This is a genomic window from Streptomyces sp. NPDC097129, from assembly GCF_055668065.1.
In genome coordinates this window covers 1-22600 of sequence record NZ_JBVOQE010000027.1, presented here as the reverse complement: position 1 = coordinate 22600, position 22600 = coordinate 1, and the positions used below count along the sequence as shown (strand labels likewise).

Annotated in this window: 22 protein-coding genes and 1 rRNA gene; 7 read left to right on the top strand and 16 right to left on the bottom strand. The window is 72.1% G+C overall.

Features of this window, described 5'->3' with window-relative positions:
• Positions 1-210 precede the first annotated feature (210 nt).
• On the top strand, positions 211-1023 hold the full coding sequence (locus tag AC0B9F_RS37405; RefSeq protein WP_472010235.1) for a DUF4232 domain-containing protein: 813 nt from the start codon (positions 211-213) through the stop codon (positions 1021-1023).
• A gap of 128 nt (positions 1024-1151) precedes the next feature.
• Positions 1152-1388: a hypothetical protein gene (locus tag AC0B9F_RS37400; RefSeq protein ID WP_472010233.1), complete on the top strand. Its 237-nt coding sequence runs from the start codon at positions 1152-1154 to the stop codon at positions 1386-1388.
• Here the strand turns inward: AC0B9F_RS37400 and hemB are convergent.
• On the bottom strand, positions 1352-2344 hold the full coding sequence (gene hemB, locus AC0B9F_RS37395; protein WP_472010231.1) for a porphobilinogen synthase: 993 nt from the start codon (positions 2342-2344) through the stop codon (positions 1352-1354). The genes AC0B9F_RS37400 and hemB overlap by 37 nt on opposite strands.
• Positions 2345-2530: 186 nt before the next feature.
• Between hemB and AC0B9F_RS37390 the strand changes: the two genes are divergently transcribed.
• Positions 2531-3391 carry an alpha/beta fold hydrolase gene (locus AC0B9F_RS37390; protein WP_472010229.1) on the top strand — a complete coding sequence of 287 codons (861 nt, stop codon included), beginning with the start codon at positions 2531-2533 and terminating at the stop codon, positions 3389-3391.
• 127 nt (positions 3392-3518) lie between these two features.
• On the top strand, positions 3519-4901 hold the full coding sequence (locus AC0B9F_RS37385; RefSeq protein ID WP_472010227.1) for an FAD-binding oxidoreductase: 1383 nt from the start codon (positions 3519-3521) through the stop codon (positions 4899-4901).
• A 67-nt stretch (positions 4902-4968) separates the two neighbouring features.
• On the opposite strand, the gene AC0B9F_RS37380 is transcribed toward AC0B9F_RS37385, so the two are convergent.
• From AC0B9F_RS37380 to AC0B9F_RS37360, 5 genes are all read right to left on the bottom strand, one after another.
• The gene (locus AC0B9F_RS37380; protein ID WP_472010225.1) at positions 4969-6675 is read right to left on the bottom strand and encodes a bifunctional uroporphyrinogen-III C-methyltransferase/uroporphyrinogen-III synthase; all 1707 of its coding nucleotides are present in this window, start codon (positions 6673-6675) and stop codon (positions 4969-4971) included.
• On the bottom strand, positions 6672-7631 hold the full coding sequence (gene hemC / locus AC0B9F_RS37375) for a hydroxymethylbilane synthase (RefSeq protein WP_472010223.1): 960 nt from the start codon (positions 7629-7631) through the stop codon (positions 6672-6674). The genes AC0B9F_RS37380 and hemC overlap by 4 nt, the downstream gene beginning before the upstream one ends.
• Positions 7628-9319, bottom strand: a complete 1692-nt coding sequence (locus tag AC0B9F_RS37370; protein WP_472010221.1) for a glutamyl-tRNA reductase — start codon at positions 9317-9319, stop codon at positions 7628-7630. The genes hemC and AC0B9F_RS37370 overlap by 4 nt, the downstream gene beginning before the upstream one ends.
• A complete protein-coding gene (locus tag AC0B9F_RS37365; protein ID WP_472010219.1) occupies positions 9316-10167 on the bottom strand; it encodes a redox-sensing transcriptional repressor Rex in 852 nt (283 codons plus the stop codon). Before AC0B9F_RS37365 ends, AC0B9F_RS37370 begins: the two co-directional genes overlap by 4 nt.
• Positions 10168-10413: 246 nt before the next feature.
• Positions 10414-10701, bottom strand: a complete 288-nt coding sequence (locus AC0B9F_RS37360) for a glutaredoxin family protein (protein WP_472010217.1) — start codon at positions 10699-10701, stop codon at positions 10414-10416.
• Positions 10702-10802: 101 nt separating this feature from the next.
• Between AC0B9F_RS37360 and AC0B9F_RS37355 the strand changes: the two genes are divergently transcribed.
• The 3 genes from AC0B9F_RS37355 (at position 10803) to AC0B9F_RS37345 (ending at position 14510) form a co-directional block, all read left to right on the top strand.
• Complete coding sequence (locus AC0B9F_RS37355; protein WP_472010215.1) at positions 10803-11738, top strand: HAD family hydrolase; 936 nt, start codon at positions 10803-10805, stop codon at positions 11736-11738.
• 519 nt (positions 11739-12257) lie between these two features.
• Complete coding sequence (locus AC0B9F_RS37350) at positions 12258-13028, top strand: ECF subfamily RNA polymerase sigma factor, BldN family (RefSeq protein ID WP_472010213.1); 771 nt, start codon at positions 12258-12260, stop codon at positions 13026-13028.
• A 234-nt stretch (positions 13029-13262) separates the two neighbouring features.
• Positions 13263-14510: a DUF5667 domain-containing protein gene (locus AC0B9F_RS37345; RefSeq protein WP_472010211.1), complete on the top strand. Its 1248-nt coding sequence runs from the start codon at positions 13263-13265 to the stop codon at positions 14508-14510.
• Between the two features lie 66 nt (positions 14511-14576).
• On the opposite strand, the gene AC0B9F_RS37340 is transcribed toward AC0B9F_RS37345, so the two are convergent.
• From AC0B9F_RS37340 to rrf, 10 genes are all read right to left on the bottom strand, one after another.
• A complete protein-coding gene (locus AC0B9F_RS37340; RefSeq protein ID WP_472010209.1) occupies positions 14577-15656 on the bottom strand; it encodes a lysophospholipid acyltransferase family protein in 1080 nt (359 codons plus the stop codon).
• Between the two features lie 14 nt (positions 15657-15670).
• On the bottom strand, positions 15671-16732 hold the full coding sequence (locus AC0B9F_RS37335; RefSeq protein WP_472010207.1) for an NAD-dependent epimerase/dehydratase family protein: 1062 nt from the start codon (positions 16730-16732) through the stop codon (positions 15671-15673).
• Between the two features lie 240 nt (positions 16733-16972).
• Positions 16973-17071, bottom strand: a complete 99-nt coding sequence (locus tag AC0B9F_RS37330) for a 30S ribosomal protein bS22 (protein WP_003948845.1) — start codon at positions 17069-17071, stop codon at positions 16973-16975.
• Positions 17072-17233: 162 nt separating this feature from the next.
• On the bottom strand, positions 17234-17443 hold the full coding sequence (locus tag AC0B9F_RS37325; RefSeq protein ID WP_181139929.1) for a helix-turn-helix domain-containing protein: 210 nt from the start codon (positions 17441-17443) through the stop codon (positions 17234-17236).
• Between the two features lie 129 nt (positions 17444-17572).
• Positions 17573-18388 carry a phosphatase gene (locus AC0B9F_RS37320; protein WP_472010205.1) on the bottom strand — a complete coding sequence of 272 codons (816 nt, stop codon included), beginning with the start codon at positions 18386-18388 and terminating at the stop codon, positions 17573-17575.
• A 148-nt stretch (positions 18389-18536) separates the two neighbouring features.
• Positions 18537-19709 carry an acetoin utilization protein AcuC gene (locus AC0B9F_RS37315; RefSeq protein ID WP_472010203.1) on the bottom strand — a complete coding sequence of 391 codons (1173 nt, stop codon included), beginning with the start codon at positions 19707-19709 and terminating at the stop codon, positions 18537-18539.
• A complete protein-coding gene (locus AC0B9F_RS37310; RefSeq protein WP_472010201.1) occupies positions 19660-20880 on the bottom strand; it encodes an MFS transporter in 1221 nt (406 codons plus the stop codon). Before AC0B9F_RS37310 ends, AC0B9F_RS37315 begins: the two co-directional genes overlap by 50 nt.
• Positions 20881-21033: 153 nt before the next feature.
• Entirely contained in the window at positions 21034-21705 is a 672-nt protein-coding gene (locus tag AC0B9F_RS37305) for a VC0807 family protein (RefSeq protein ID WP_472010199.1), read from the bottom strand.
• Positions 21706-21797: 92 nt separating this feature from the next.
• Positions 21798-22442, bottom strand: a complete 645-nt coding sequence (locus tag AC0B9F_RS37300; protein ID WP_472010197.1) for an HAD family hydrolase — start codon at positions 22440-22442, stop codon at positions 21798-21800.
• A gap of 71 nt (positions 22443-22513) precedes the next feature.
• Positions 22514-22600: ribosomal RNA gene (gene rrf, locus AC0B9F_RS37295) — 5S ribosomal RNA — on the bottom strand; the annotation flags it as partial.

Below are 22600 nucleotides of genomic sequence, written 5' to 3'. Positions count from 1 at the left end.
CTCCGGCGTCCCGGAACGGCGTTCCAGACGGACGACGTTCCCCCAGGTCAGAACCGTTCAGTCATCCCATTGTTCCGTATCCCCCGTGGCTGTTGGCGACTGGGACGGGCGCCGCCGCAAGCTGTCGGTCATCCAAGCACGCCGCCGATGACGACACCCGGCGGCGCGCTTTCCTCGCCTTTCACGCTCGATTCTGACCGGGAGTCACCCATGCCCCATCGCAGCAACCGCACCCGTCTCATCGCCGCCACCACGCTCGCGCTGGCCGCTCTCACGCTGACGGCGTGCGAGGGCGGAACGTCGGACACCGGCGCCGAGCGCCCCGCCCCGTCCGCGTCGGGCGCCCCGGCCACGACGGCCTCCACCGGTACCGGCGGCGCCGGCGACTCCACGAGCCCGGCGGCCCCGACCGGCTCCGGCGGCTCCACGGACTCGGGCGGCTCGACGAACGCGGGCGGCACGCACGGCTCGGGCGGCGCGTCCGGCGGCGGCGCGAAGACGAGCGGCGGCGCGCAGGCGTCCGGCGCCTCGAAGGGTTCCGGCGGCTCAAAGGGTTCCGGCGGCTCGAAGGGCACTGGCGGTTCCGCGGGCGCCGGGTCCGGGCAGGACTCCGGCCGTCCCGGCAAGTGCTCCGCCACCAGCGTCCGGATCACCGCCACCGAGGTGACCCGCCCCGTCAACCATCTGCTGCTGACCGCGAAGAACACCGGCAGGAAGACCTGCCTGCTGCCCCCGTACCCGCCGGCCCGCTTCGGCGAGGCGCAGTCCGTGCCGCCGGTCGCGGAGGAGACGAAGCCGCAGTCGCTGACCGGTCTGGCCCCGGGCGAGTCCGGCTACGCGGGCGCGCGGCTGTCCGCCGGCGACGGCAGCGCCGAGCACGGCCACACCGTGCACACCCTGACGGTCCCCTTCGACGACGGTTCGATCGCCACGGTGTCCCTGCCCGCCAAGGGCGTGTACGTCGACGACAGCCTGACCGTGACGTACTGGCAGGCGGCCCTGGACACGGCCCTCGACTGGTGACAGCGCGTCCCGGACCGCGTCCCACTGGGATGACGTATCCGCAGCCCAGAGCCGGTTCGGCCGTCCCGGCGTCCCACGTTCGCGGGTGGCTGTGGCGTGCGGGACGGGCGAGCGGTGAGGGTGACGTCATGCCCGTACGACACCGGACCCGCACCCTGCCCGCACGCCGGCGACGGCTCGCCGCCGCCGCGGCCCTCGCGGTCCTCGCGGCCGGCGCCCTGGCGGGCTGCCGGGACGGCGAGGGCCTGCGCGACGAGGGGCCGTCGTCCCGCGCGCTGGGGGCGCCGTCCGCCGCGCCGGGGTTGCCGGCCCCGTCGCCGGGAGTGGTTCAGCGCAGCTTCTGCGCGACCTCGGTGGCCCAGTAGGTGAGGATGTTCCGCGCGCCCGCCCGCTTGATCCCGGTGAGGGTCTCGAAGATCGCCCGGTCCCTGTCGATCCAGCCCTTCTCGGCGGCGGCCTCGACCATCGCGTACTCACCGGAGATCTGGTACGCGGCGACCGGCACGTCCACGGCGTCCGCGACCCGGGCCACGATGTCCAGGTACGGTCCGGCCGGCTTGACCATCACCATGTCGGCGCCCTCTTCGACGTCGAGGGCGAGTTCGCGCAGTGACTCGCGCCAGTTGGCGGGGTCCTGCTGGTAGGTCTTGCGGTCGCCCTGCAGCGAGGAGGCGACGGCCTCGCGGAAGGGGCCGTAGAAGGCGGAGGAGTACTTGGCGGTGTAGGCGAGGATCGCGACGTCCTCGCGGCCGATCTGGTCGAGCGCGTCGCGGACGACGCCGATCTGCCCGTCCATCATCCCGCTCGGGCCGACGACATGGGCGCCGGCGTCCGCCTGCACCTGGGCCATCTCGGCGTACCGCTCCAGGGTGGCGTCGTTGTCGACGCGGCCCTGCTCGTCGAGCACGCCGCAGTGTCCGTGGTCGGTGAACTCGTCGAGACACAGGTCTGACATGACGAGCAGCTCGTCGCCGACCTCGGCCCGCACGTCGCGCAGGGCGACCTGCAGAATGCCGTCCGGGTCGGTGCCCGCGCTGCCGACGGCGTCCTTGTTCTCGTCCTGCGGCACACCGAAGAGCATGATCCCGGACACTCCGGCCTCCACGGCCTCCGCGGCGGCCTTCTTCAGGCTGTCCCGGGTGTGCTGCACGACCCCCGGCATCGCCCCGATCGCCACCGGCTCGCTCACGCCCTCCCGCACGAACGCGGGCAGGATCAGATCAGCGGGGTGCAGCCGCGTCTCGGCGACCATCCGCCGCATGACGGGCGTACTGCGAAGCCGCCGGGGCCGAGAACCGGGAAAAGATCCGTACTTCGACATACCGCCTACGCTACGCCCGCCCGGGCGATGCCTTTGCCGACGCCCAGTCGGCCACTCAGGCACCCGCCGGCCGCCCCGAACGGTGTCGGCGGTGCCGCGCGGGGCACACGCAACGCTGGGCCGCCCGCACACGCACGAGGACGCGGGTCCCCCGGGGACATCGGTACGGGCGGGAGGCGCGCGAGCGTGTTCGAGGGCTTCGAGACCAGGCACGTGCGGACCGACGAGGGGTCCGCCTTCGTCCGGTACGGCGGCGAGGGCCCGCCGGTGGTGCTCCTGCACGGACACCCCCGCACCTCCGCGACATGGCACCGGGTCGCCCCGCTGCTGGTGGCGCGCGGCTTCACCGTCGTCTGCCCCGACCTGCGGGGCTACGGCCGCTCCCGTGGTCCGGCCCCGACGCCGGATCACGAGGGCCACTCCAAGCGGGTCGTGGCGTCGGACGTGGTCGCGGTGATGCGCGCGCTGGGCCACGAGCGGTTCGCGCTGGCCGGGCACGACCGCGGGGCCGCAGTCGCGTTCCGTCTGGTGCTGGACCACCCGCGGGCGGTGGAGCGGGTGGCGCTGATCGACTGCCTGCCGATCAGCGAGCATCTGGCGCGCATCACACCGGAGTTCGCCACCCAGTGGTGGCACTGGTTCTTCTTCGCCCAGCCGGACACCCCGGAACGGGTCATCAACGCCGACCCGGACAGCTGGTACCGGGGCGATCCGCAGGTGATGGGGCAGGAGAACCACGACGAGTTCCGGGAGGCCACCCGCAACCCGGAGGTGGTGCGCGCGATGCTGGAGGACTACCGGGCCGGCCTCACCGTCGACCGCCGCCACGAGGAGGAGGACCGCGCCGCCGGCACCCGCGTCCGCTGCCCCGCACTGATCCTGTGGTCCCTCCGCGACGACCTGGAGCAGCTGTACGGCGACCCGCTGCGGATCTGGCGCCAGTGGGCGACGGACGTCCGCGGCCACGGCATCGACTCCGGCCACCACATGGCCGAACAGGCCCCGGCGGACCTGGCGGCCGCGCTGGGGGACTTCCTCACCGCCTGACGCGACGCCGACCCGCCAGCACATGCGCCCCGCACGGCGCACGCACATGCTGGGAGATAGAGAAGGACCCGGCGGCCCCGCCCCGGCCGCCGCCGTCCCTCCGTCCCGCAGCCGCGCGGAGGACGCGATGACCACCACCCACCCCACCCCCGACCTGACAGGTCTGCGCGGACCGGTGCTCCGCCCCGGCGACCCGGACTACGCCGAAGAGGTCACCGGCTTCAACCTGGCCGCCCGCCACACCCCCGACGTCGTCGTCGGCGCCGCGGACCCCGGCGACATCGCCACGGCCCTGCGCTGGGCGTCCGCCACCGGCACCCCCGTCGCCGTGCAGGCCACGGGCCACGGCGCCAACTTCTCCGTACCCGACGGCCTGTTGATCACCACACGGCGGATGACGGAGGTGGCCGTCGACCCGGCCACCCGCACCGCGAAGGTCGCCGCCGGAGCCAAGTGGCGGGACCTGCTTCAGGCCGCCGCCCCGCACGGGCTGGCCGCACTGAGCGGCTCCTCCACGGACGTCGGCGTCGTCGGCTTCGTCCTGGGCGGCGGCCTGCCCATCCTCGGCCGCCCCTACGGTTTCGCCAGCGACCTGGTGCGCTCCTTCGACGTCGTCACCCCGGACGGCGTCCCGCACACCGCCGATGCCGAGCACGACACCGACCTGTTCTGGGCGCTGCGCGGCGGCAAGGGCAACGTCGGAGTGGTGACGTCCCTGACGAGCGAGCTGATCCCCGTCGCCCGCCTGCTCGGCGGCGGCATCTACTGCTCCGGCGAGGACACCGAGCCCCTGCTGCGCACCTGGGCCGAGTGGACCCGCTCCGCGCCGCCGGAGATGTGCACGGCGTTCAGCCTGCTGCGCCTGCCGCCGCTGCCGTTCGTCCCGGAGCCGATGCGCGGCGGCTTCTTCGCCCGCGTCGCCGTGGTGTACAGCGGAGCCCCGGAGGACGGCGAGAAGCTTCTCGCACCGCTGCGCGCGGCCGCACCGGTCCTGTTCGACACGGTGGAGGAGATGCCGTACACGGAACTGGACCGTATCTACGAGGACCCGCGCGACCCGCTGCCGGCCCGCGAGAGCTGCGCGCTGCTGAGGGACCTGCCGCCGGACGCGGTGAGCGCGCTGGTGGACGTGGCGGGCCCCGCCCACCGCGACTTCCCGCTCCTGATGATCGAGATCCGGCACATGGGCGGCGCGCTGTCCCGTCCCGCCCCGGTCGAGGACGCGGTGTGCGCCCGGGACGCCGGTTTCCTGCTGGAGTCGGTCGGTGTCCCGGCCGACGCGGAGCTCGCCGCGGCGGTCGAGTCGGCCACCGTCGCCCTGTACGCCGCCCTGGCCCCGCACGGCACCGGCCGCACCATGGTCAACCTGCACGGCGCCCCGGGCGACGACACCGACCGCGCCCGCGCCTGGAGCCCGGACACCTACGACCGCCTGCGCCGCGCCAAGCAGACCCACGACCCGGCGAATCTCCTGCGCTTCGGACACGCGGTGACACCCCGGGCCGCCTGACCCGCCGCTCCCGCGAACGCCGCAGGGCGCCCCCGAAGGGACGCCCTGCCACTCACCTCATGTCACCTCACGTCGCCGCGCGGCGCCTGCGCGCACCCGGACGCCGTTCGCTCGGCCGGGTGACCGGGTCGCCGGCCTCCAGCGCCGCCAGCCGGCGCTTGGTGCCGAAGTCGGCCAGCGCCTCCGCCAGCTTGTGCACGGACGGCTCGGGAGCCATGACGTCGACCCGCAGCCCGTGTTCCTCGGCCGTCTTCGCCGTCGCCGGCCCGATGCAGGCGATCACCGTCACGTTGTGCGGCTTGCCCGCGATGCCGACCAGGTTCCGCACCGTCGACGAGGACGTGAACAGGACCGCGTCGAAGCCGCCGCCCTTGATCGCCTCGCGGGTGTCCGCCGGCGGCGGCGAGGCGCGGACCGTGCGGTAGGCGGTGACGTCGTCGACCTCCCAGCCCAGCTCGATCAGCCCGGCCACCAGGGTCTCGGTGGCGATGTCGGCGCGGGGCAGGAAGACACGGTCGATCGGGTCGAAGACCGGGTCGTAGGGGGGCCAGTCCTCCAGCAGACCGGCCGCGGACTGCTCGCCCGAGGGCACCAGGTCCGGCTTCACACCGAAGGCGATGAGGGCCTTCGCCGTCTGCTCGCCCACCGCAGCCACCTTGATACCCGCAAAAGCCCGAGCGTCAAGGCCGTACTCCTCGAACTTCTCCCGCACGGCCCGCACCGCGTTGACCGACGTGAAGGCGATCCACTCGTAGCGGCCCGTCACCAGGCCCTTGACGGCACGTTCCATCTGCTGCGGGGTGCGCGGCGGCTCCACCGCGATGGTCGGCACCTCGTGCGGGACGGCGCCGTAGGAGCGCAGCTGGTCGGAGAGCGAGGCCGCCTGCTCCTTCGTGCGCGGCACGAGCACCTTCCAGCCGAACAGCGGCTTGGACTCGAACCACGCCAGCTGGTCGCGCTGGGCGGGGGCGCTGCGGTCTCCGACCACGGCTATCACCGGTCGGCCGCCGTCCGGCGAGGGCAGCACCTTCGCCTGCTTCAGCGTCTGCGCGATCGTGCCGAGCGTCGCCGACCAGGTGCGCTGCCGCGTCGTCGTCCCCGCGACGGTGACCGTCATCGGGGTGTCCGGCTTGCGGCCCGCCGACACCAGCTCGCCCGCGGCCGCGGCCACCGAGTCGAGCGTGGTGGAGACGACCACCGTGCCGTCGGAGGCGCCCACCTCGGTCCAGCACCGGTCGGAGGCGGTACGGGCGTCCACGAACCGCACGTCGGCGCCCTCGGCGTCACGCAGCGGCACACCGGCGTACGCGGGCACGCCGACCGCGGTCGCGACGCCCGGGACCACCTCGAAGGAGACGCCGGCCTTGGCGCAGGCGAGCATCTCCTCGGCGGCGTAGTTGTCCAGGCCGGGATCGCCGGACACCGCACGCACGACCCGCCTGCCGCCCCGCGCGGCCTCCATGACAAGATGTGCGGCATCCCGCAGTGCGGGAATTCCAGCGGTTGTTGACGCCCCGTCAACGACCGCCGGCCGGGGCGTGCCCGTGCCCGGATTCAGGTCCGAGAAGGGACCCGTGTCCGTCGGCACGACGCTGACGCCCTGCCGGGCGTGCGTGCGCACGACGTCGAGCACCTCGTGCTCGGCGACGAGGACGTCCGCGTTGGCCAGCGCCTCGACGGCGCGCAGAGTCAGCAGTCCCGGATCTCCGGGTCCGGCACCCAGGAAGGTGACGTGCCCGTGTTCAGGACCGGCGGGAAGAGTGGTGGGGCTCACTGTGCTCGCTCCCCCATCAGACCGGCCGCACCCTGGGCGAGCATCTCGGCGGCGAGTTCACGGCCGAGCGCCGCGGCGCCCTCGTCCGTCTCGGGCACGGGACCGGTGGTGGACAGCTGCACCATGCGGGTGCCGTCGGTGGTGCCGACGACGCCGCGCAGGCGCATTTCCTTGACAATCTGCCCGTCGGCCAGGAGGTCGGCCAACGCGCCCACCGGGGCGCTGCAACCGGCCTCCAGGGCGGCGAGCAGTGAGCGCTCGGCCGACACGGCGGCCCGCGTGAACGGGTCGTCGAGTTCGGCGAGCGCGGCGATCAGCGACGCGTTGTCCGCGGCGCATTCGATCGCCAGTGCCCCCTGGCCGGGGGCGGGCAAAACCGTGTCGACCGACAGGAAGTCGGTCACCTCGTCGCTGCGGCCGAGCCGGTTCAGTCCGGCGGCGGCCAGCACGACGGCGTCCAGCTCGCCGTCCCGGACGTACCCGATGCGGGTGTCGACGTTCCCGCGTATCGGGACCGTCTCGATGTCCAGGGCGTGGCTGCGCGCGTACGCGTTCAGCTGCGCCATGCGGCGCGGCGAACCCGTGCCGATGCGCGCCCCCCGGGGGAGGTCCGTGAACTTCAGCGCGTCCCGGGCGACGATCACGTCACGCGGGTCCTCGCGCACCGGTACGGCGGCCAGGACCAGCTCCTCGGGCTGCGCGGTGGGCAGGTCCTTCAGCGAATGAACCGCGAAGTCGACCTCCCCGCCGATCAGCGCGTCGCGCAGCGCGGTGACGAACACGCCCGTGCCGCCGATCTGCGCCAGGTGCGCGCGGGAGACGTCACCGTAGGTCGTGATCTCCACCAGCTCCACCGGCCGCCCGGTCACCTGGCGCACGGCCTCCGCCACCTGCCCGGACTGGGCCATGGCGAGTCTGCTGCGCCTGGTGCCCAGTCTCAAAGCCTTCGTACTCATGCCGGCCCTCGGTTCTTGGCGTTCTTCTCGGTGCTGTCCTCGGCGCGGGAGACGGCGGCGACCGCCTCGGGGTCGAGGTCGAACAGGGTGCGCAACGCGTCCGCGTACCCGGCGCCGCCGGGTTCGGCCGCGAGCTGCTTGACCCGCACCGTCGGCGCGTGCAGCAGCTTGTCGACCACTCGCTTGACGGTCTGCGTGATCTCGGCGCGGTGCTTGTCGTCCAGGCCGGGCAGCCGGCCCTCCAGCCGCGTCATCTCGTTCGCCACCACGTCGGCGGCCATGGTGCGCAGCGCGACCACGGTCGGCGTGATGTGCGCGGCCCGCTGGGCGGCGCCGAACGCGGCGACCTCGTCGGAGACGATCCGGCGCACCTGGTCGACGTCCGCCGCCATGGGGGCGTCCGCGGACGCCTCGGCCAGGGACTCGATGTCCACCAGCCGCACACCGGCCAGCCGGTGCACGGCCGCGTCGATGTCACGGGGCATCGCCAGGTCGAGCAGGAACAGCGAGGGCCGCGGCCGCGGGATCTCCGCGACCGGCTCCGGCCTGCGCCGCTCCGGGATCCGGCCGACGGTCTTCGCGGTGGCGGCCAGCGCGCCGATCAGCTCGGCGTCGGCCTCGGGGCTGCGGCGGGCGTCCTCGCGGCGCTCGACGACCGTGCCCTTGTCGACCCAGGCCGCGTGCTGCTCCAGCGTCGCCGCGTCCATCCCGGCCACGGCCGCGTCCCCGGCGACGGAGAAGCCCGGCTGCACGGCGGACAGGTCCAGCGGGCAGCCGTCCTCGGTCCCGGCCGAGGTGGCCGGCAGCGCGCGGGGCGCGGTCTCGGTGACGGCGACGGGGGCGCCCGTACGGTCCTCCAGCGCCGCCGTGACCGACTCCGCCGTCAGGACGAGCCCCGTCGCCCCGGTACACGAGACGGCGATGTCGGCACGTGTCAGCTCGGCCGGTACGGCGTCCATCCGTACCGCGCGGGCCGCCACGTCCGTGTCGTCGCCGTCGGTGAGGATCTCGGCGAGGCGCTCGGCGCGCTCGAAGGTGCGGTTGGCGACGACGATCTCGGCGACCCCGGCCCGCGCGAGCGTCGCCGCGGCCAGCGACGACATCGAGCCCGCGCCGATCACCAGCGCCCTGCGGCCCGCGGCCCACGCGGCGACGTCCGCGCCCTGCGCCAGCTGCTCCAGGCCGAAGGTGACCAGCGACTGCCCGGCCCGGTCGATGCCGGTCTCGGAGTGGGCGCGCTTGCCGACCCGGAGGGCCTGCTGGAACAGGTCGTTCAGCAGCTTGCCCGCGGTGTGCAGCTCCTGCGCCCGGGCGAGCGCGTCCTTGATCTGGCCGAGGATCTGGCCCTCGCCGACGACCATCGAGTCCAGGCCGCAGGCCACCGAGAACAGGTGGTGGACCGCCCGGTCCTCGTAGTGCACATACAGATAGGGAGTGAGCTCGTCCAGGCCGACCCCGCTGTGCTGGGCCAGCAGCGTGGACAGCTCGGCGACACCGGCGTGGAACTTGTCCACGTCGGCGTACAGCTCGATGCGGTTGCAGGTGGCCAGCAGGGCGGCCTCGGTGGCCGGTTCGGCGGCGACCGTGTCCTGCAGCAGCTTGTTCTGGTCGTCCGCGTTCAGCGCGGCCCGCTCCAGCACGCTGACCGGGGCGCTGCGGTGACTCAGCCCGACGACGAGGAGACTCATGCCGGCATCACGGCGGGCACGTCCCCGTCGGGTCCCTGGTCGGCGGAGCCGGCGCGGCGGGCCGCTGCGCGCGTCGCCTTGGCGGCGGGCGCGGCGCTCGTGTTGGCGGGGGCGCCCACGTCCTTCGTCGTGGCGGGCACCGCGTCCGAGGTGGTGGTGGGCACGGCGGCCTCGGCCGCGGCCTCCTCACCGGCCTTGCGCTGCTCGTGGAAGGCGAGGATCTGCAGCTCGATGGAGAGGTCGACCTTGCGCACGTCGACGCCGTCCGGGACGCTCAGCACGGTCGGCGCGAAGTTCAGGATCGACGTCACCCCGGCGGCCACCAGCCGCTCGCAGACCTGCTGGGCGGCGCCGGCGGGGGTCGCGATCACGCCGATGGAGACGCCGTTGTCCTGGATGATCTTCTCCAGGTCGTCGGTGTGCTGCACCGGGATGCCGGCGACGGGCTTGCCGGCCATCGCGGGGTCGGCGTCGATGAGCGCCGCGACCCGGAAGCCGCGGGAGGCGAAACCGCCGTAGTTGGCGAGGGCGGCGCCGAGGTTACCGATACCGACGATGACCACGGGCCAGTCCTGGGTCAGGCCCAGCTCGCGGGAGATCTGGTACACGAGGTACTCGACGTCGTACCCGACTCCCCTGGTGCCGTAGGAACCCAGGTAGGAGAAGTCCTTGCGCAGCTTCGCGGAGTTGACCCCGGCGGCGGCCGCCAGTTCCTCGGATGAAACCGTGGGGACCGAGCGCTCCGACAGTGCGGTCAGCGCCCGGAGGTACAGCGGAAGCCTGGCGACGGTGGCCTCGGGAATCCCTCGGCTGCGGGTCGCCGGTCGGTGAGTTCGGCCAGTTGCCACGATGCTCCTGCGGGTAGAGCGGGGCTGTGGGCGGTCGTACGTCCCCAGACCGCCCCGTCGACAGCAGGCTATGTCTTTGTGAACGCGTGCACAAAGATGGTGTCCGATTTGCCCGGCCAACGTGACCGGGCTCACGCGGGTTTTATGTCGCGTGCTACGTGGGGGCAAAACCGGCTCACTCCTCGTGAATCCCGCCCCCGAGACCAAACCGCATCGATCCTAAGCGACGTTCGGTACGGTCTTGAACTACTCGGTCAGTGCGGTACGCAGCCGCTGCTCGTTCACGCGCCAGAACGTGTGCTGCTCGCCGTCGACGAGGACGACGGGGATCTGCTCCCAGTACCGGTCGTGCAGGTCCTGGTCCTGCGTGATGTCCTTCTGCTCCCAGGGGACGCCGAGCTCGCCGCAGACCTTCTCGATCACCTGCTGCGCGTCGTCGCACAGATGGCAGCCGGGCTTGCGGACGAGCGTGACGAGACGGCCCTCGGGGGCGCGGTGGGGGCGGCGGCGGAAGAGGGGGCTCATGCCCGCCATTGTCGCGCGGCGCTGGGTTTAACGGCCTGGCCCCGCAGAGTTCACAGGGTTCCAACCCTTCGGCTCCGAAAACCGCCGGACCGACTCGTTATGCTCACGCCATGGCCGCTCTCGGATGGCTCACTCCCCGTAGGCGCTCCGCCACGGCGCGGAGCGTGTTGGCAGGCGAGGCCTCGGCGGAGGCCGCGCGCAAGTCCGCGCCGGAGGCTCCGCTGCAAGAGCCGGTGTCCCCGCCGGCGTCCCAGCCGGCGTTTCCCGTGCTCGGCGACGAGTACGCCGCCGCGTTCTTCGACCTGGACAACACGGTGATGCAGGGCGCGGCACTGTTCCACTTCGGGCGGGGGCTGTACAAGCGGAAGTTCTTCGAGACGCGCGACCTCGCCCGGTTCGCCTGGCAGCAGGCGTGGTTCCGGCTGGCCGGGGTCGAGGACCCCGAGCACATGCAGGACGCGCGCGACTCGGCGCTGTCCATCGTCAAGGGCCACCGGGTCTCCGAGCTGAAGTCCATCGGCGAGGAGATCTACGACGAGTACATGGCCGAGCGGATCTGGCCGGGTACGCGGGCGCTGGCGCAGGCCCACCTGGACGCCGGGCAGAAGGTGTGGCTGGTGACGGCGGCACCGGTGGAGATCGCGCAGGTGATCGCCCGGCGGCTCGGGCTGACCGGTGCGCTGGGCACGGTCGCGGAGTCGGTGGACGGCGTCTACACCGGCAAGCTGGTGGGCGAGCCGCTGCACGGGCCGGCGAAGGCGGAGGCGGTACGGGCGCTGGCCGCGGCGGAAGGGCTGGACCTCACGCGATGCGCGGCGTACAGCGACTCGCACAACGACATCCCGATGCTGTCGCTGGTGGGGCATCCGTACGCGATCAACCCGGACGCGAAGCTGCGGCGTCACGCACGTGAGCACGACTGGCGACTGCGGGACTACCGCACGGGGCGCAAGGCGGCGAAGGTCGGCATCCCGGCGGCGGCGGGAGTGGGAGCGGTCGCGGGCGGCACGGCGGCGGCGATCGCACTGCACCGGCGGCGCCGGTAGCCGTTCGCCTGCGGGTGAGTGGTGGCTGGTCGCGCCCACGCGGCGGAGCCGCACATCGACACAGCCCCGCGCCCCTTTGGTGCCGTACGCGGGTGCGACAACGTCGTGGCGGGTACCTCGGCCTCTCCGCTGCGGGCGGGCAGTCCGGTCCCGCCAAGGCGAAACGCCGGGGACGCGGCCAAGCTCGGGCGGCTTGCGTCACGGCGGGTCAGATTCGGGCATTCCGGAGGGCCTACCCAACCCGCGGAGCGAACAGTCACCGTTTTGGCGTGCGAGCACAACACGCCCCGCACTCACCCGGAATGCGAACCGAATCGATCAACAACTGTTCAGACGGCAGTCCGCGATCAGTCGTCAAACGGCTACAGAAGCGACGCAATCGATGATTTGAGCAACTCGGTGTAGCAGTGCCTGCACGAAGCGTTATTCTCCTCAGACGCAATCCGGTACCCCTCCGTCGCTACGACGGGTGAAAGGTCCCGCACTGCACGTGATGGAAGCTCTGCCTCTGGGAGTCCCGTGTACCCACACGTCGGGGTTGACGCCTCGGGCCTGGCTACGCTGCGCGCAACGGTGCAAAACCTCCTGCGCGGCCTCGTCCCCGCCGCGCACGCCGTCCCCGCATTCGCCACCGCCACCCCCGTCGGCCCGTGCTATGCACTGGCCGAGGGCGGGGCCGCGGTGGGCAGAAGGGCGCGCGCGGCCGGCGCCACCACCGCTCGCCGTCCCGCGGCGGACAGTGACAGCGCCCGGATGATGGACCTCGTGGAGCGCGCCCAGGCCGGCGAGGCCGAAGCGTTCGGCCGCCTCTACGACCAGTACAGCGACACCGTCTATCGGTACATCTACTACCGGGTGGGAGGGAAGGCCACCGCCGAGGACCTGACGAGCGAGACCTTTCTGCGGGCGCTCCGCAGGATCGGCACGTTCACCTGGCAGGGCCGTGACTTCGGCGCCTGGCTCGTGACCATCGCCCGCAATCTCGTCGCCGACCACTTCAAGTCCAGCCGCTTCCGGCTGGAGGTCACCACCGGCGAGATGCTCGACGCCAACGAGGTCGAGCGCTCCCCGGAGGACTCCGTGCTGGAGTCGCTGTCCAACGCCGCCCTGCTCGACGCCGTACGGCGGCTCAACCCGCAGCAGCAGGAGTGCGTGACCCTGCGCTTCCTGCAGGGTCTGTCCGTCGCCGAGACCGCGCGGGTCATGGGCAAGAACGAGGGTGCGATCAAGACCCTCCAGTACCGAGCCGTGCGGACCCTCGCCCGGCTCCTGCCCGACGACGCCCGCTGATCAGAACACGCACAGCGACGCTCAAGTCACGTTACGTTCGCGTCCGTTGACTTCCCGATCCGATCATCCGCCGTCCGTAACCCAAGTGCCACGCCGCTCGTTGTGCGGGATGCAGGCTCCCTGTGGTCACGCCCAGGCCAACGCTGATCACACGATCGTGTGGAAGCGGCCGGGGCGTGCAACCCTCAGGACCCCCTGGGGAGTCGACCGTCATGACGAGAGGAGGTGCCGCCAGTGATCGCGAACGTATCGGCGCACCGGCGGGCGAACGCCTTCGCCCAGGCCCTGGAGGAGCAGTCCGGGCAGGGCACGGCGGCCGAGCAGTCCGAAGGATCGGCACCGGCCCCAGCCGCCGAGGAGCAGACCGAGCAGGGACGCCTTGTCGCCCTCGCCTCGGGTCTCGGCACGCTGCCCAAGCCGGAGCTCGACCCGGAGGTCAAGGTCGTCCAGCGAGCCCAGCTCGTGGCCGCGTTCGAGGCCATGCTGCAAGAGGGCGCCGCGGGGGGCGAGGCGGCGGGCCCTTCCGTGCCCGAGCAGCGCAATCACCGGGCCAGGGGCGCTCACCGCGCCCCACTCGGGAAGCTACGTCCCCGCTCGCGGCTGGCCAAGGGGCTCACCGCGGGCGGGCTCAGCGTCGGTGTTGCGGCCGGCGCTTTCGGCGGAGTCGCCGCTGCCAGCTCGGACGCCCTGCCCGGTGACGGGCTCTACGGGCTCAAGCGCGGCATCGAGGACTTCAAGCTCAACTACCTGGCGGAAGGGGACGACCAGCGCGGCCGTTCCTATCTGGACCAGGCCTCCACCCGGCTGAGCGAGGCGCGGCGGCTGCTCGAGCGCGGTCGCGGCGGGCATCTCGACCACGAGTCGCTCGGGGAGATCCGGCGCACCCTGTCCGGGATGACCCACGACGCCTCCGAAGGCCACCGCCTGCTGCACGAGGCGTATGAGCGCGACCCCGACTCCCTGGGCCCCATCCAGGCGCTGTCGGCCTTCTCCGCCTCGCACCGCCAGGTGTGGGGTGCGCTGCGCGACCGGCTGCCCGTGCAGCTCGGGGACGTCAGCGAGCAGGTGTCGTCGGTGTTCGACGCCATAGACGAAGAAGTCGCCCCGCTGCAGTCCCTGCTGCCGCAGCCCCCGGCCACCCGCGGCGGCGGTGACAGCAGCCGGCCGGGCGGCGGACCGGCCTCCCCCGGGTCCTCCGGCGCCCGCCGGTCCCACGGCCCCAGCAGCGGTACGAGCGGGGAACCCCACTCCGGCGACCACACCGGCACCGGCAGCCCCAGCAAGTCCGCACCCGGCGTCGGCGGCACCGACGACGGCCTCCTCGGTGGCAACACCGGCGGCCTTCTCGACCCGCCGAAGGAAACCGGCAGCGCCTCGCCGTCACAGAGCAAGCCGTCCATCCCCGAGCCGGACGTCACGCTCCCGCCGCTCCTCCCGGGCCTCCTGCCCGGCCTCGGCATCGACGGCGACGACGCCGGCTAGGCCCCGGACGACGGTGGGGGCGCCCCTTTCACGAGGGGCGCCCCCACCGTCGTATGGCGGAACGTTTCAGAAGAACACCGACCTGCGCTGGACGAGCAGCTTGTACAGGGTGTGCTGGATCTGTTCGCGGACCTGGTCGGTCAGGTTGAACATCAGCATCGGGTCCTCCGCCGCCTCCGGCGGATAGCCGTCCGTCAGGATCGGCTCGCCGAACTGGATCGTCCACTTCGTGGGCAGCGGGACCGCGCCCAGCGGGCCCAGCCACGGGAAGGTCGGCGTCAGCGGGAAGTACGGGAAGCCGAGGAGACGCGCGAGGGTCTTCGCGTTGCCGATCATCGGGTAGATCTCCTCCGCCCCGACGATCGAGCACGGGACGATCGGCGCACCCTGCCGCAGCGCCGTGGAGACGAAACCGCCCCGCCCGAACCGCTGGAGCTTGTAGCGCTCGCTGAACGGCTTCCCGATGCCCTTGAACCCCTCCGGCATCACCCCGACCAGCTCGCCCTGGCCCAGCAGCCGTTCGGCGTCCTCCGCGCACGCCAGCGTGTGCCCCAGCTTGCGCGCCAGCTCGTTCACCACCGGCAGTACGAACACCAGGTCGGCGGCCAGGAGACGCAGATGGCGGCCGGCCGGGTGGTGGTCGTGCACCGCGACCTGCATCATCAGGCCGTCCAGCGGCAGCGTGCCGGAGTGGTTGGCGACGATCAGCGCGCCGCCCTTTGCCGGGATGTTCTCCAGGCCCTTCACCTCGACCCGGAAGTACTTCTCGTACACCGGCCGCAGCAGCGACATCAGGACCTGGTCGGTGAGTTCCTCGTCGTAGCCGAAGTCGTCGACCTCGTAGTCCCCGGTGAGGCGGCGGCGCAGGAAGGACAGACCGGCCGCGATGCGGCGCTCCAGGCCGCCGTCGGAGTGCTGCGGCTCGTCCGCGCGGGGCTCGGGGCTCACGGGGGCCTCCTCCTGCGCGGCGGGCGTACCGGGCGCGGACCGGCTGCCGCGGGCGCCGCGCGTGTCGCGGATCTCGCGCACCGGCACCGGCTCGCCGCTCCCCCGCCGGCTGCCCGCGCCGCGGCGCCGCGCGGGACGCTGCGCGGCGCTCCCCCGGGACCGGTCGTCGTCGAACGGAATGACCTTGGCGTCCGCCATCGTTGCTGCGCTCCTCAGTTGGCGCTCTGCGTCGGGGGGTGGCCGCCACCCGCGAGGGGCAGCGCGGCGATCCGGTCGACGGCCCCCGCAAGGGCCTCGGGGGGCAACAGGCCCGGCCCCCTGCTGCGTACGAAGTCCGCGAACGTCTCCGCGGTCGTGTACGTCGGCTCGAAGCCCAGCGTTTCGCGCATCTGCGTGGTGTCCACGACCCGGCCGTGGGTGAGCAGCCGGATCTGCTCGGGAGAGAAGTCCGTCATGCCCAGCGTACGCACCAGGGAGCCCGCCCACGTGACGGCGGGCAGCAGCAACGGCACCGTGGGACGGCCCAGCCGCCGCGCGCACTGCGAGAGCAGGACGACGCCGTCACCGGCGATGTTGAAGGTGCCGCTGTTCAGCGTGGCGCGGCGCGGCTCGTGCGAGGCCAGGCGCAGCACCTCGATCACGTCGTCCTCGTGCGCGAACTGCAGCCGCGGGTCGTAGCCGAACACCGTCGGCAGGACGGGCAGCGAGAAGTACGCGGTGAGCGGGGTCTCGGCGGTGGGCCCGAGGATGTTGGCGAACCGCAGCACGCACACGGCGACGTCGGGCCGGCGGCGGGCGAAGCCGCGCACGTACCCCTCGACCTCGACGGTGTCCTTCGCGAAGCCGCCGCTGGGCAGCGACTTCGGCGGGGTCGACTCGATGAACACGGCCGGATCGCGCGGCGCCGAGCCGTAGACGTTCGTGGAGGACTTCACCACCAGCCGTTTGACCGTCGGCGACTTCTGGCAGGCACCGAGCAGCTGCATGGTGCCGATGACGTTGGTCTCCTTCACCGTGGCCCGGCTGCCGCCGCCGAGCGCCATGCCGGTGACGTCCATGTGGACGACCGTGTCGGCGCCGGTCTCGGCGAGCACCCGCGCGATGGTGGGCTGGCGGATGTCGGCGCGGATGAAGTCGGCGCCGCCCAGATGGTGCTCGGGCTGCACCGCGTCCACCGCGACGACCCGGTCGACCTGCGGGTCACGCTGGATCCGTCGTACGAAGCGGCCGCCCAGCTGACGGGCCGCTCCGGTCACGAGCACGACCTTTCCCAAGATCAGCGCCTTCCTTCCAGACGTCCTGTCACGCCGCGTTCCCCGCCTGCCGCCAACTTAGCGGTTCGGTGTTGCGCTGTGATGGCCACCCGATGCAGGAAGTGACGACAAACGGCCGGGCGGAGCACAGTGACGCGGGCCTGAAGGGGCCCTCCGGGTGGTGCGGAGATGGCTGTAGCCCCCCATCGAGTGCGATGGGGGGCCACAGACACACGCTCTACGCGGCGTTGCTCGCGTCGCTCACTTCTTGTTGCGACGCTGGACGCGCGTGCGCTTCAGCAGCTTGCGGTGCTTCTTCTTGGCCATCCGCTTGCGCCGCTTCTTGATAACAGAGCCCACGACTATCCTCGCTCACTTCTCATCACTCGGTGTTTGGGCGCCATGGGCCCACACGACCTACGAGGGGCTAGCCTACCCGCCCGAGCGCTGAGGTCGTAATCGAGGGTGCGGGGAGACCGGAAGTGCCCGGTACCGATCGCTGATCTCCCTCTTCGCCCGCCGTCAGGCCGTCTCCACCCCCACATAACTCTCGCGGAGGTACTCGTGAACCGCGTTCTCGGGGACGCGGAAGGACCGCCCCACCCTGATCGCGGGCAGATGACCGCTGTGCACCAGCCGGTACACGGTCATCTTCGACACTCGCATCACCGCAGCGACTTCCGCCACGGTAAGGAACTGAACCTCGCTCAGAGGCCTCTGCTCAGCAGCCATGACACACCTGAACCTTCCGCACTCGACGGTCACCGGCTTCCCCTTCCGGTGACTCTTCGTCGCTGCGTGCTCACTCCCCAGACTAGGGGCGGGTGATGCAAGTGGGGAAGAGGTGCACCCAACAGCGTCCTACTGTGACAGACACGCTCGATTGAGTACGTAGCGGGTCAGCGGGCGGTAGTGAGCGGCCCGCACCCCGTCGTCAAGCGGAACGACGACGGCCACGGAGCCCTCGGCCTCCCCCACGAACAGCGCCGGATCGTCCGTGTCGGCGAGCCCGATGGCCTCGAACCCCAGCTGACCTGCCCCGCAGACCCAGCCGTGATCACCGACCACCAGGTCCGGCAGCGGCCCGCCGGCCTCGGCCGCCGCGGCCAGCGCGAGACGAACCGGGAGAGGCGAGTGCGTGTGCGCGCCGGGCGCACGACCGGGGCGTTCGGCGCCCCCGTCGCGGATCAACGCGACTCCTCGCGCGTAGTCGAGGTGGTGCGTGCGTAGACCGAACTGGGTCAATATGTCGACACGGCGACCCTGCGCCGGGGTGAGGACAGCACATCCCACCGCCGACAGGGCGTCCGCCAGGGCGGCGTAGAAACCGAGCAGCCGGTGCGGGTGCCCGGTGCCGAACAGCACGCTCCCCCGGTGCCGGGCGACGACCGCGAGCCGTTCCGCGAAGGCGTCCAGCGCGGCCAGCGTGCGCTCCGGATCGATCACATCCTGCCCGGAAGTGTGCAGCGGGTCGGCCGAAACACCGCACCTGTCCGACATCAGCTCGATCACGTCCCGCGACGTCCACGGTCGCTGCGGATCAATTCCGATCAGCACCCGGGGGTCCCGAGCCGCGAACAACCGGTAACTCCGCAGACTCACCTCCCGGGAGGTGGCCACGGTCCCGGCCAGCCGCGCCGCCAGCAGATGGGCACGCAGCTCCCCAACGGACACCACGCCAGCGATGGTGACGGACGGGGGCCGGACAGGGCGGCGAAACGGCAGAAGAGCCCACGGTTGGCCTAACGGCCGCTACGGTGGCGGCGCTTCGGCCTTCCAGCGCCCGGGCACGCGGCTCAGCGGCCAGGAAGCCTGGAAGCCTCCCCTACGCCAGCAACCCCCGCAGCGGGAACACCGCCCGCCGCGTGGCCAGTACCGCCTGATCCAGCCGGTCCGCGGGGTCGTACCCGGCGTCCCACGCGGCGAACGACACCGGCCACCGCCCGTCCGTCATCCGCCCCGGCCCCAACTGCCGTGTCCGAGCGAACACTTCCTGCCGCCACGACTCCGGGATCACGGACGTCGGCTCCACCGGCCGCCCCGCCGCGATCCCCACCAGATGCGTCCACGACCGCGGCACGACGTCCACCACGGCGTACCCCCCGCCCCCCAGCGCGACCCACTTCCCGTCCGCGTACTCGTGCGCCAGGTCGTGGCACGCCACCTGCACCGCCCGCTGCGCGTCCAGCGACACGGCCAGATGCGCCAGCGGGTCCTCGAAGTGCGTGTCGGCCCCGTGCTGCGACACCACCACCTGCGGCCGGAACTCCGCGAGCAGCTCCGGCACCACCGCGTGGAACGCCCGCAGCCATCCCGCGTCCCCGGTCCCCGCCGGCAGCGCCAGGTTCACCGCCGACCCCTCCGCCGAGTCCGCCCCTGTCTCCTGCGGCCACCCGGTCTGCGGGAACAGCGTCCGCGGATGCTCGTGCACCGAGATCGTCAGCACCCGCGGGTCCTCCCAGAACGCCGCCTGCACCCCGTCCCCGTGATGCACGTCGACATCGACGTACGCGACCCGCTCCGCCCCCAGCTCCAGCAGCCGCGCGATCGCCAGCGCGGCGTCGTTGTAGATGCAGAACCCGGACGCCCCGGCCGGCATCGCATGGTGCAGCCCGCCCGTGAAGTTCACCGCGTGCGGCGCCTCCCCGCGCCACACCGCCTCCGCCGCCCCCACCGACTGGCCCGCGATCAGCGCGGACACCTCGTGCATCCCCGCGAACGCCGGATCGTCCAGCGTCCCCAGCCCGTACGACTGGTCGGCCGCCGCGGGATCCGCGGACGCCGCCTTCACGGCCGCGATGTAGTCCTCCCGGTGGACGAGCCGCAACGTCGACTCCCCGGCGGCCTTCGCCGCCACCACGTCCACCTCACGGTCGAGCCCGAAGGCGCCGACCAGTTTCCGGGTCAGGGCGAGGCGGACCGGATCCATCGGATGGTCCGGACCGAAGTCATAGCCCGTTACTGCCTCGTCCCACATCAGCTGTGTGCGGCCGCTCATGCCCGCCACCGTATCGGTCCGGTTGAGCCGCGAACGACCTGGCGTACACCAACGTCACCAGCACCAACACCATCGGCACCAGCATGGCCCCGCGATAGCTCCACGCGTCCCCGAGCGCCCCCACGAGCGGCGAGCCGATCAGGAAGCCCACGTAGTTGAAGACGTTGAGCCGCGCGATCGCCGCGTCCGACCCGCCCGGGAACAACCGCCCCGCCGCGGCGAACGTCTGCGGCACCAGCACGCACAGCCCGAGCCCCAGCAACGTGAAGCCGAGCATCCCCACCCACGCCCCCGGCGCCACCGCCACCACCGCGAACCCGGCCGCCGCCACCATCGCCCCGCCCCGCACCACGACGGCCGCCCCGAACCGCCGCACCCCGAAGTCCCCGATGGCCCGCCCCAGCAGCGTGGTCACCATGTACACGTTGTACGGCACGGTCGCCAGCTGCTCCGAACTGCCCAGCACGTCCTGCAGATACTTCGCCGACCAGTTGGAGACCGTCGAGTCCCCGATGTACGCGAACGTCATCACCAGGCACAGCGGCAACAGCACCTTGAAGACGACCCCGTCGGCCTTCGCGGTCTCCCCCACCTCCTGGACGCCTTTCGGCCCGCCCCCGTCGACGTACCACCGGCTCCCCACCAGCACGGCCGGCAGCAGCACCACCACGACCGGCAGATACGACACCCACAGCGCCAGGTGCCAGTGCGCCCCGGCCCAGGCCAGCGACGCCCCGAGAATCCCGCCCAGGCTGTACGCGGCATGGAAACTGAGCATGATGCTGCGCCCGTACGTCCGCTGCAGGCTCACCCCGAGCATGTTCATCGACGCGTCCAGCGCACCCACCGCCAGCCCGAACACCGCCAGCGCCGCCGCCACCTCGGCCAGCCGGTCCCCCGCCCCCACCCCGAGCAGCGCCAGCAGGACGACCGGCTGCGACCAGCGCAGCACCCGGCTCGGCCGCACCCGCTTCACCAGCTGCTCGGTGGTCACGCTCGACACACCGGCGAGGATCGGCACGGCGGCCAGGAAGGCCGGCAGCAGGGCGTCGGAGATGCCGTAGCGGTCCTGGATCGCCGGGATGCGCGTCACCAGGAGCGCGAAGGCGACGCCCTGCGCGAAGAAGCTGAACGCCAGCGAGGCCCTGCCGCGCCGCAGCACATCTGTCATGGCGGCGAGCGTAGGGCCCCGGGCTACTGCTGGGTAGATCCAGCCAAAGATGAATTCCGCTCACCTTTGACGCCGCGAGCGCTGTGGTCACCGCCGGACGCGGTGACCGCAGCGCTCGCGGCATCCGCCTCACGCGGCGACCGCGGCATCACCTCACGCGGCGACCGCGACCTCCGGCCGGGCGGCGGCCTTCTCGGCCTCCACCTCGGCGGCCAGCATCCGCCGCATCGGCTCCACCGCGAGCCCTCCGCTGACGAGGAACCCGAGACCGAAGGTGACGACCACCAGCACGGTGCCCAGCCACACCATCGTGTCCACCGGCACGGTGTACGCGCCCACGACCCGGGCCACGCACTCCGCCAGCAGCACCGCACCCCACACCAGCGAGAACGCCCGCTCAGCGCGCCGGAAGGCGGCGGAGCCGGCGATCAGCCGCTGCCAGGCGGCCTCCCGGGCCGCGTCGCCCTTCACCACGAAGGGCTTGAACCCCGCCGTCATCATCGGCTTGCCGAGTGCCACGGACACCAGGATCCCGATGCCGACGGTGCTGCTGACCACGCCGTCCTTGGCGAGCATCAGCCGCGGGTCGCCCGAGACGAAGCTCAGGGCCAGGCTGACGACGTTCACGGCGAGGATGAGGCCCGCGAGGCCGTTCACCGTCCGCTCCCGCACGACGCTCCACAGCGTGCGCACGGCCGGAACCACGCTGCTCCAGGCGAGCGCCGCGAAGGTGCTCATCCCGAAGGCTTCCTTGAGGAGGTAGTACGAAGCGAGCGGCACCGCCACGTCCAGGAGGACCGGCCGGAGGTTCTTCGTCGTCGTCATGCACTCAGCTTCGCGCCCGGGAGGGGTCGCCCAGTAGAAACGATCGTCCGGGACTCGGCATGACAATTGTCAGCACGGCCGCATGGCCCGGGTCATACCAGCAGGTCAGCCAACTGCTCGGGTGCGGCGAAGAGTTGGGTGGCCCCCGCCAGCTTCGCCGCCGGCGTCATCGCCGTGAACCCGAGGACGTCCATCCCGGCCGCCACGGCTGCCTGTACCCCCAGCGGACTGTCCTCGACGACGACACACCGCTGCGGCTCCACGCCCATCCGCTCGGCCGCGTGCAGGAAGAGATCCGGCGCCGGCTTTCCCCGCCCGACGTCCTGCGAGCTGAAGATCCGCGTGTCGTCGAACCACCGGTCCAGCCCCGTCGTCCGGTGTCCCACCCGGATCCGCTCATGGCTCCCCGAGGACGCGACGCAGTACGGCACCCCGTCGGCGGCCAGCTTCTCCAGTACGCCGGTCATCCCCGCCACCGGCTTCAACTCCCGCTCGAAGGCGGCGAACACGCGCGCGTGGAAGACGTCGTCGAAGTCGTCGGGCAGCCGCTGCCCGGTGCTCTCGAGGACCAGGTCATGGATCCGGTGCATCGCGGACCCCATGTAGTCCCGGATGGACTCCTCGTAGGTCGTCGGATGCCCCAGCTCGGTGAGATAGGCGGCGAGGAGCCGGTTGGAGATCGGCTCGCTGTCCACCAGGACGCCGTCGTTGTCGAAGATGACCAGTTCGTAGCGCATACGACGACTGTAAACGCCCCGGAAACGCAGAAAACCCCGCACCATAAGGTGCGGGGTTTTCTGCAAGAATTGTTCGGCGGCGTCCTACTCTCCCACAGGGTCCCCCCTGCAGTACCATCGGCGCTGTAAGGCTTAGCTTCCGGGTTCGGAATGTAACC

Bases quoted from the DNA above. Each gene is read 5' to 3' on its own strand.
- AC0B9F_RS37355 (WP_472010215.1), top strand. From the start codon at position 10,803: ATGGCCGCTCTCGGATGGCTCACTCCCCGTAGGCGCTCCGCCACGGCG.
- AC0B9F_RS37370 (WP_472010221.1), bottom strand. From the start codon at position 9,319: ATGAGTCTCCTCGTCGTCGGGCTGAGTCACCGCAGCGCCCCGGTCAGC.
- AC0B9F_RS37400 (WP_472010233.1), top strand. From the start codon at position 1,152: ATGCCCGTACGACACCGGACCCGCACCCTGCCCGCACGCCGGCGACGG.
- AC0B9F_RS37315 (WP_472010203.1), bottom strand. From the start codon at position 19,709: ATGAGCGGCCGCACACAGCTGATGTGGGACGAGGCAGTAACGGGCTAT.
- AC0B9F_RS37305 (WP_472010199.1), bottom strand. From the start codon at position 21,705: ATGACGACGACGAAGAACCTCCGGCCGGTCCTCCTGGACGTGGCGGTG.
- AC0B9F_RS37385 (WP_472010227.1), top strand. From the start codon at position 3,519: ATGACCACCACCCACCCCACCCCCGACCTGACAGGTCTGCGCGGACCG.
- AC0B9F_RS37310 (WP_472010201.1), bottom strand. From the start codon at position 20,880: ATGACAGATGTGCTGCGGCGCGGCAGGGCCTCGCTGGCGTTCAGCTTC.
- AC0B9F_RS37405 (WP_472010235.1), top strand. From the start codon at position 211: ATGCCCCATCGCAGCAACCGCACCCGTCTCATCGCCGCCACCACGCTC.
- AC0B9F_RS37300 (WP_472010197.1), bottom strand. From the start codon at position 22,442: ATGCGCTACGAACTGGTCATCTTCGACAACGACGGCGTCCTGGTGGAC.
- AC0B9F_RS37360 (WP_472010217.1), bottom strand. From the start codon at position 10,701: ATGGCGGGCATGAGCCCCCTCTTCCGCCGCCGCCCCCACCGCGCCCCC.
- hemB (WP_472010231.1), bottom strand. From the start codon at position 2,344: ATGTCGAAGTACGGATCTTTTCCCGGTTCTCGGCCCCGGCGGCTTCGC.
- AC0B9F_RS37340 (WP_472010209.1), bottom strand. From the start codon at position 15,656: ATGGCGGACGCCAAGGTCATTCCGTTCGACGACGACCGGTCCCGGGGG.
- AC0B9F_RS37325 (WP_181139929.1), bottom strand. From the start codon at position 17,443: ATGGCTGCTGAGCAGAGGCCTCTGAGCGAGGTTCAGTTCCTTACCGTG.
- hemC (WP_472010223.1), bottom strand. From the start codon at position 7,631: ATGAGTACGAAGGCTTTGAGACTGGGCACCAGGCGCAGCAGACTCGCC.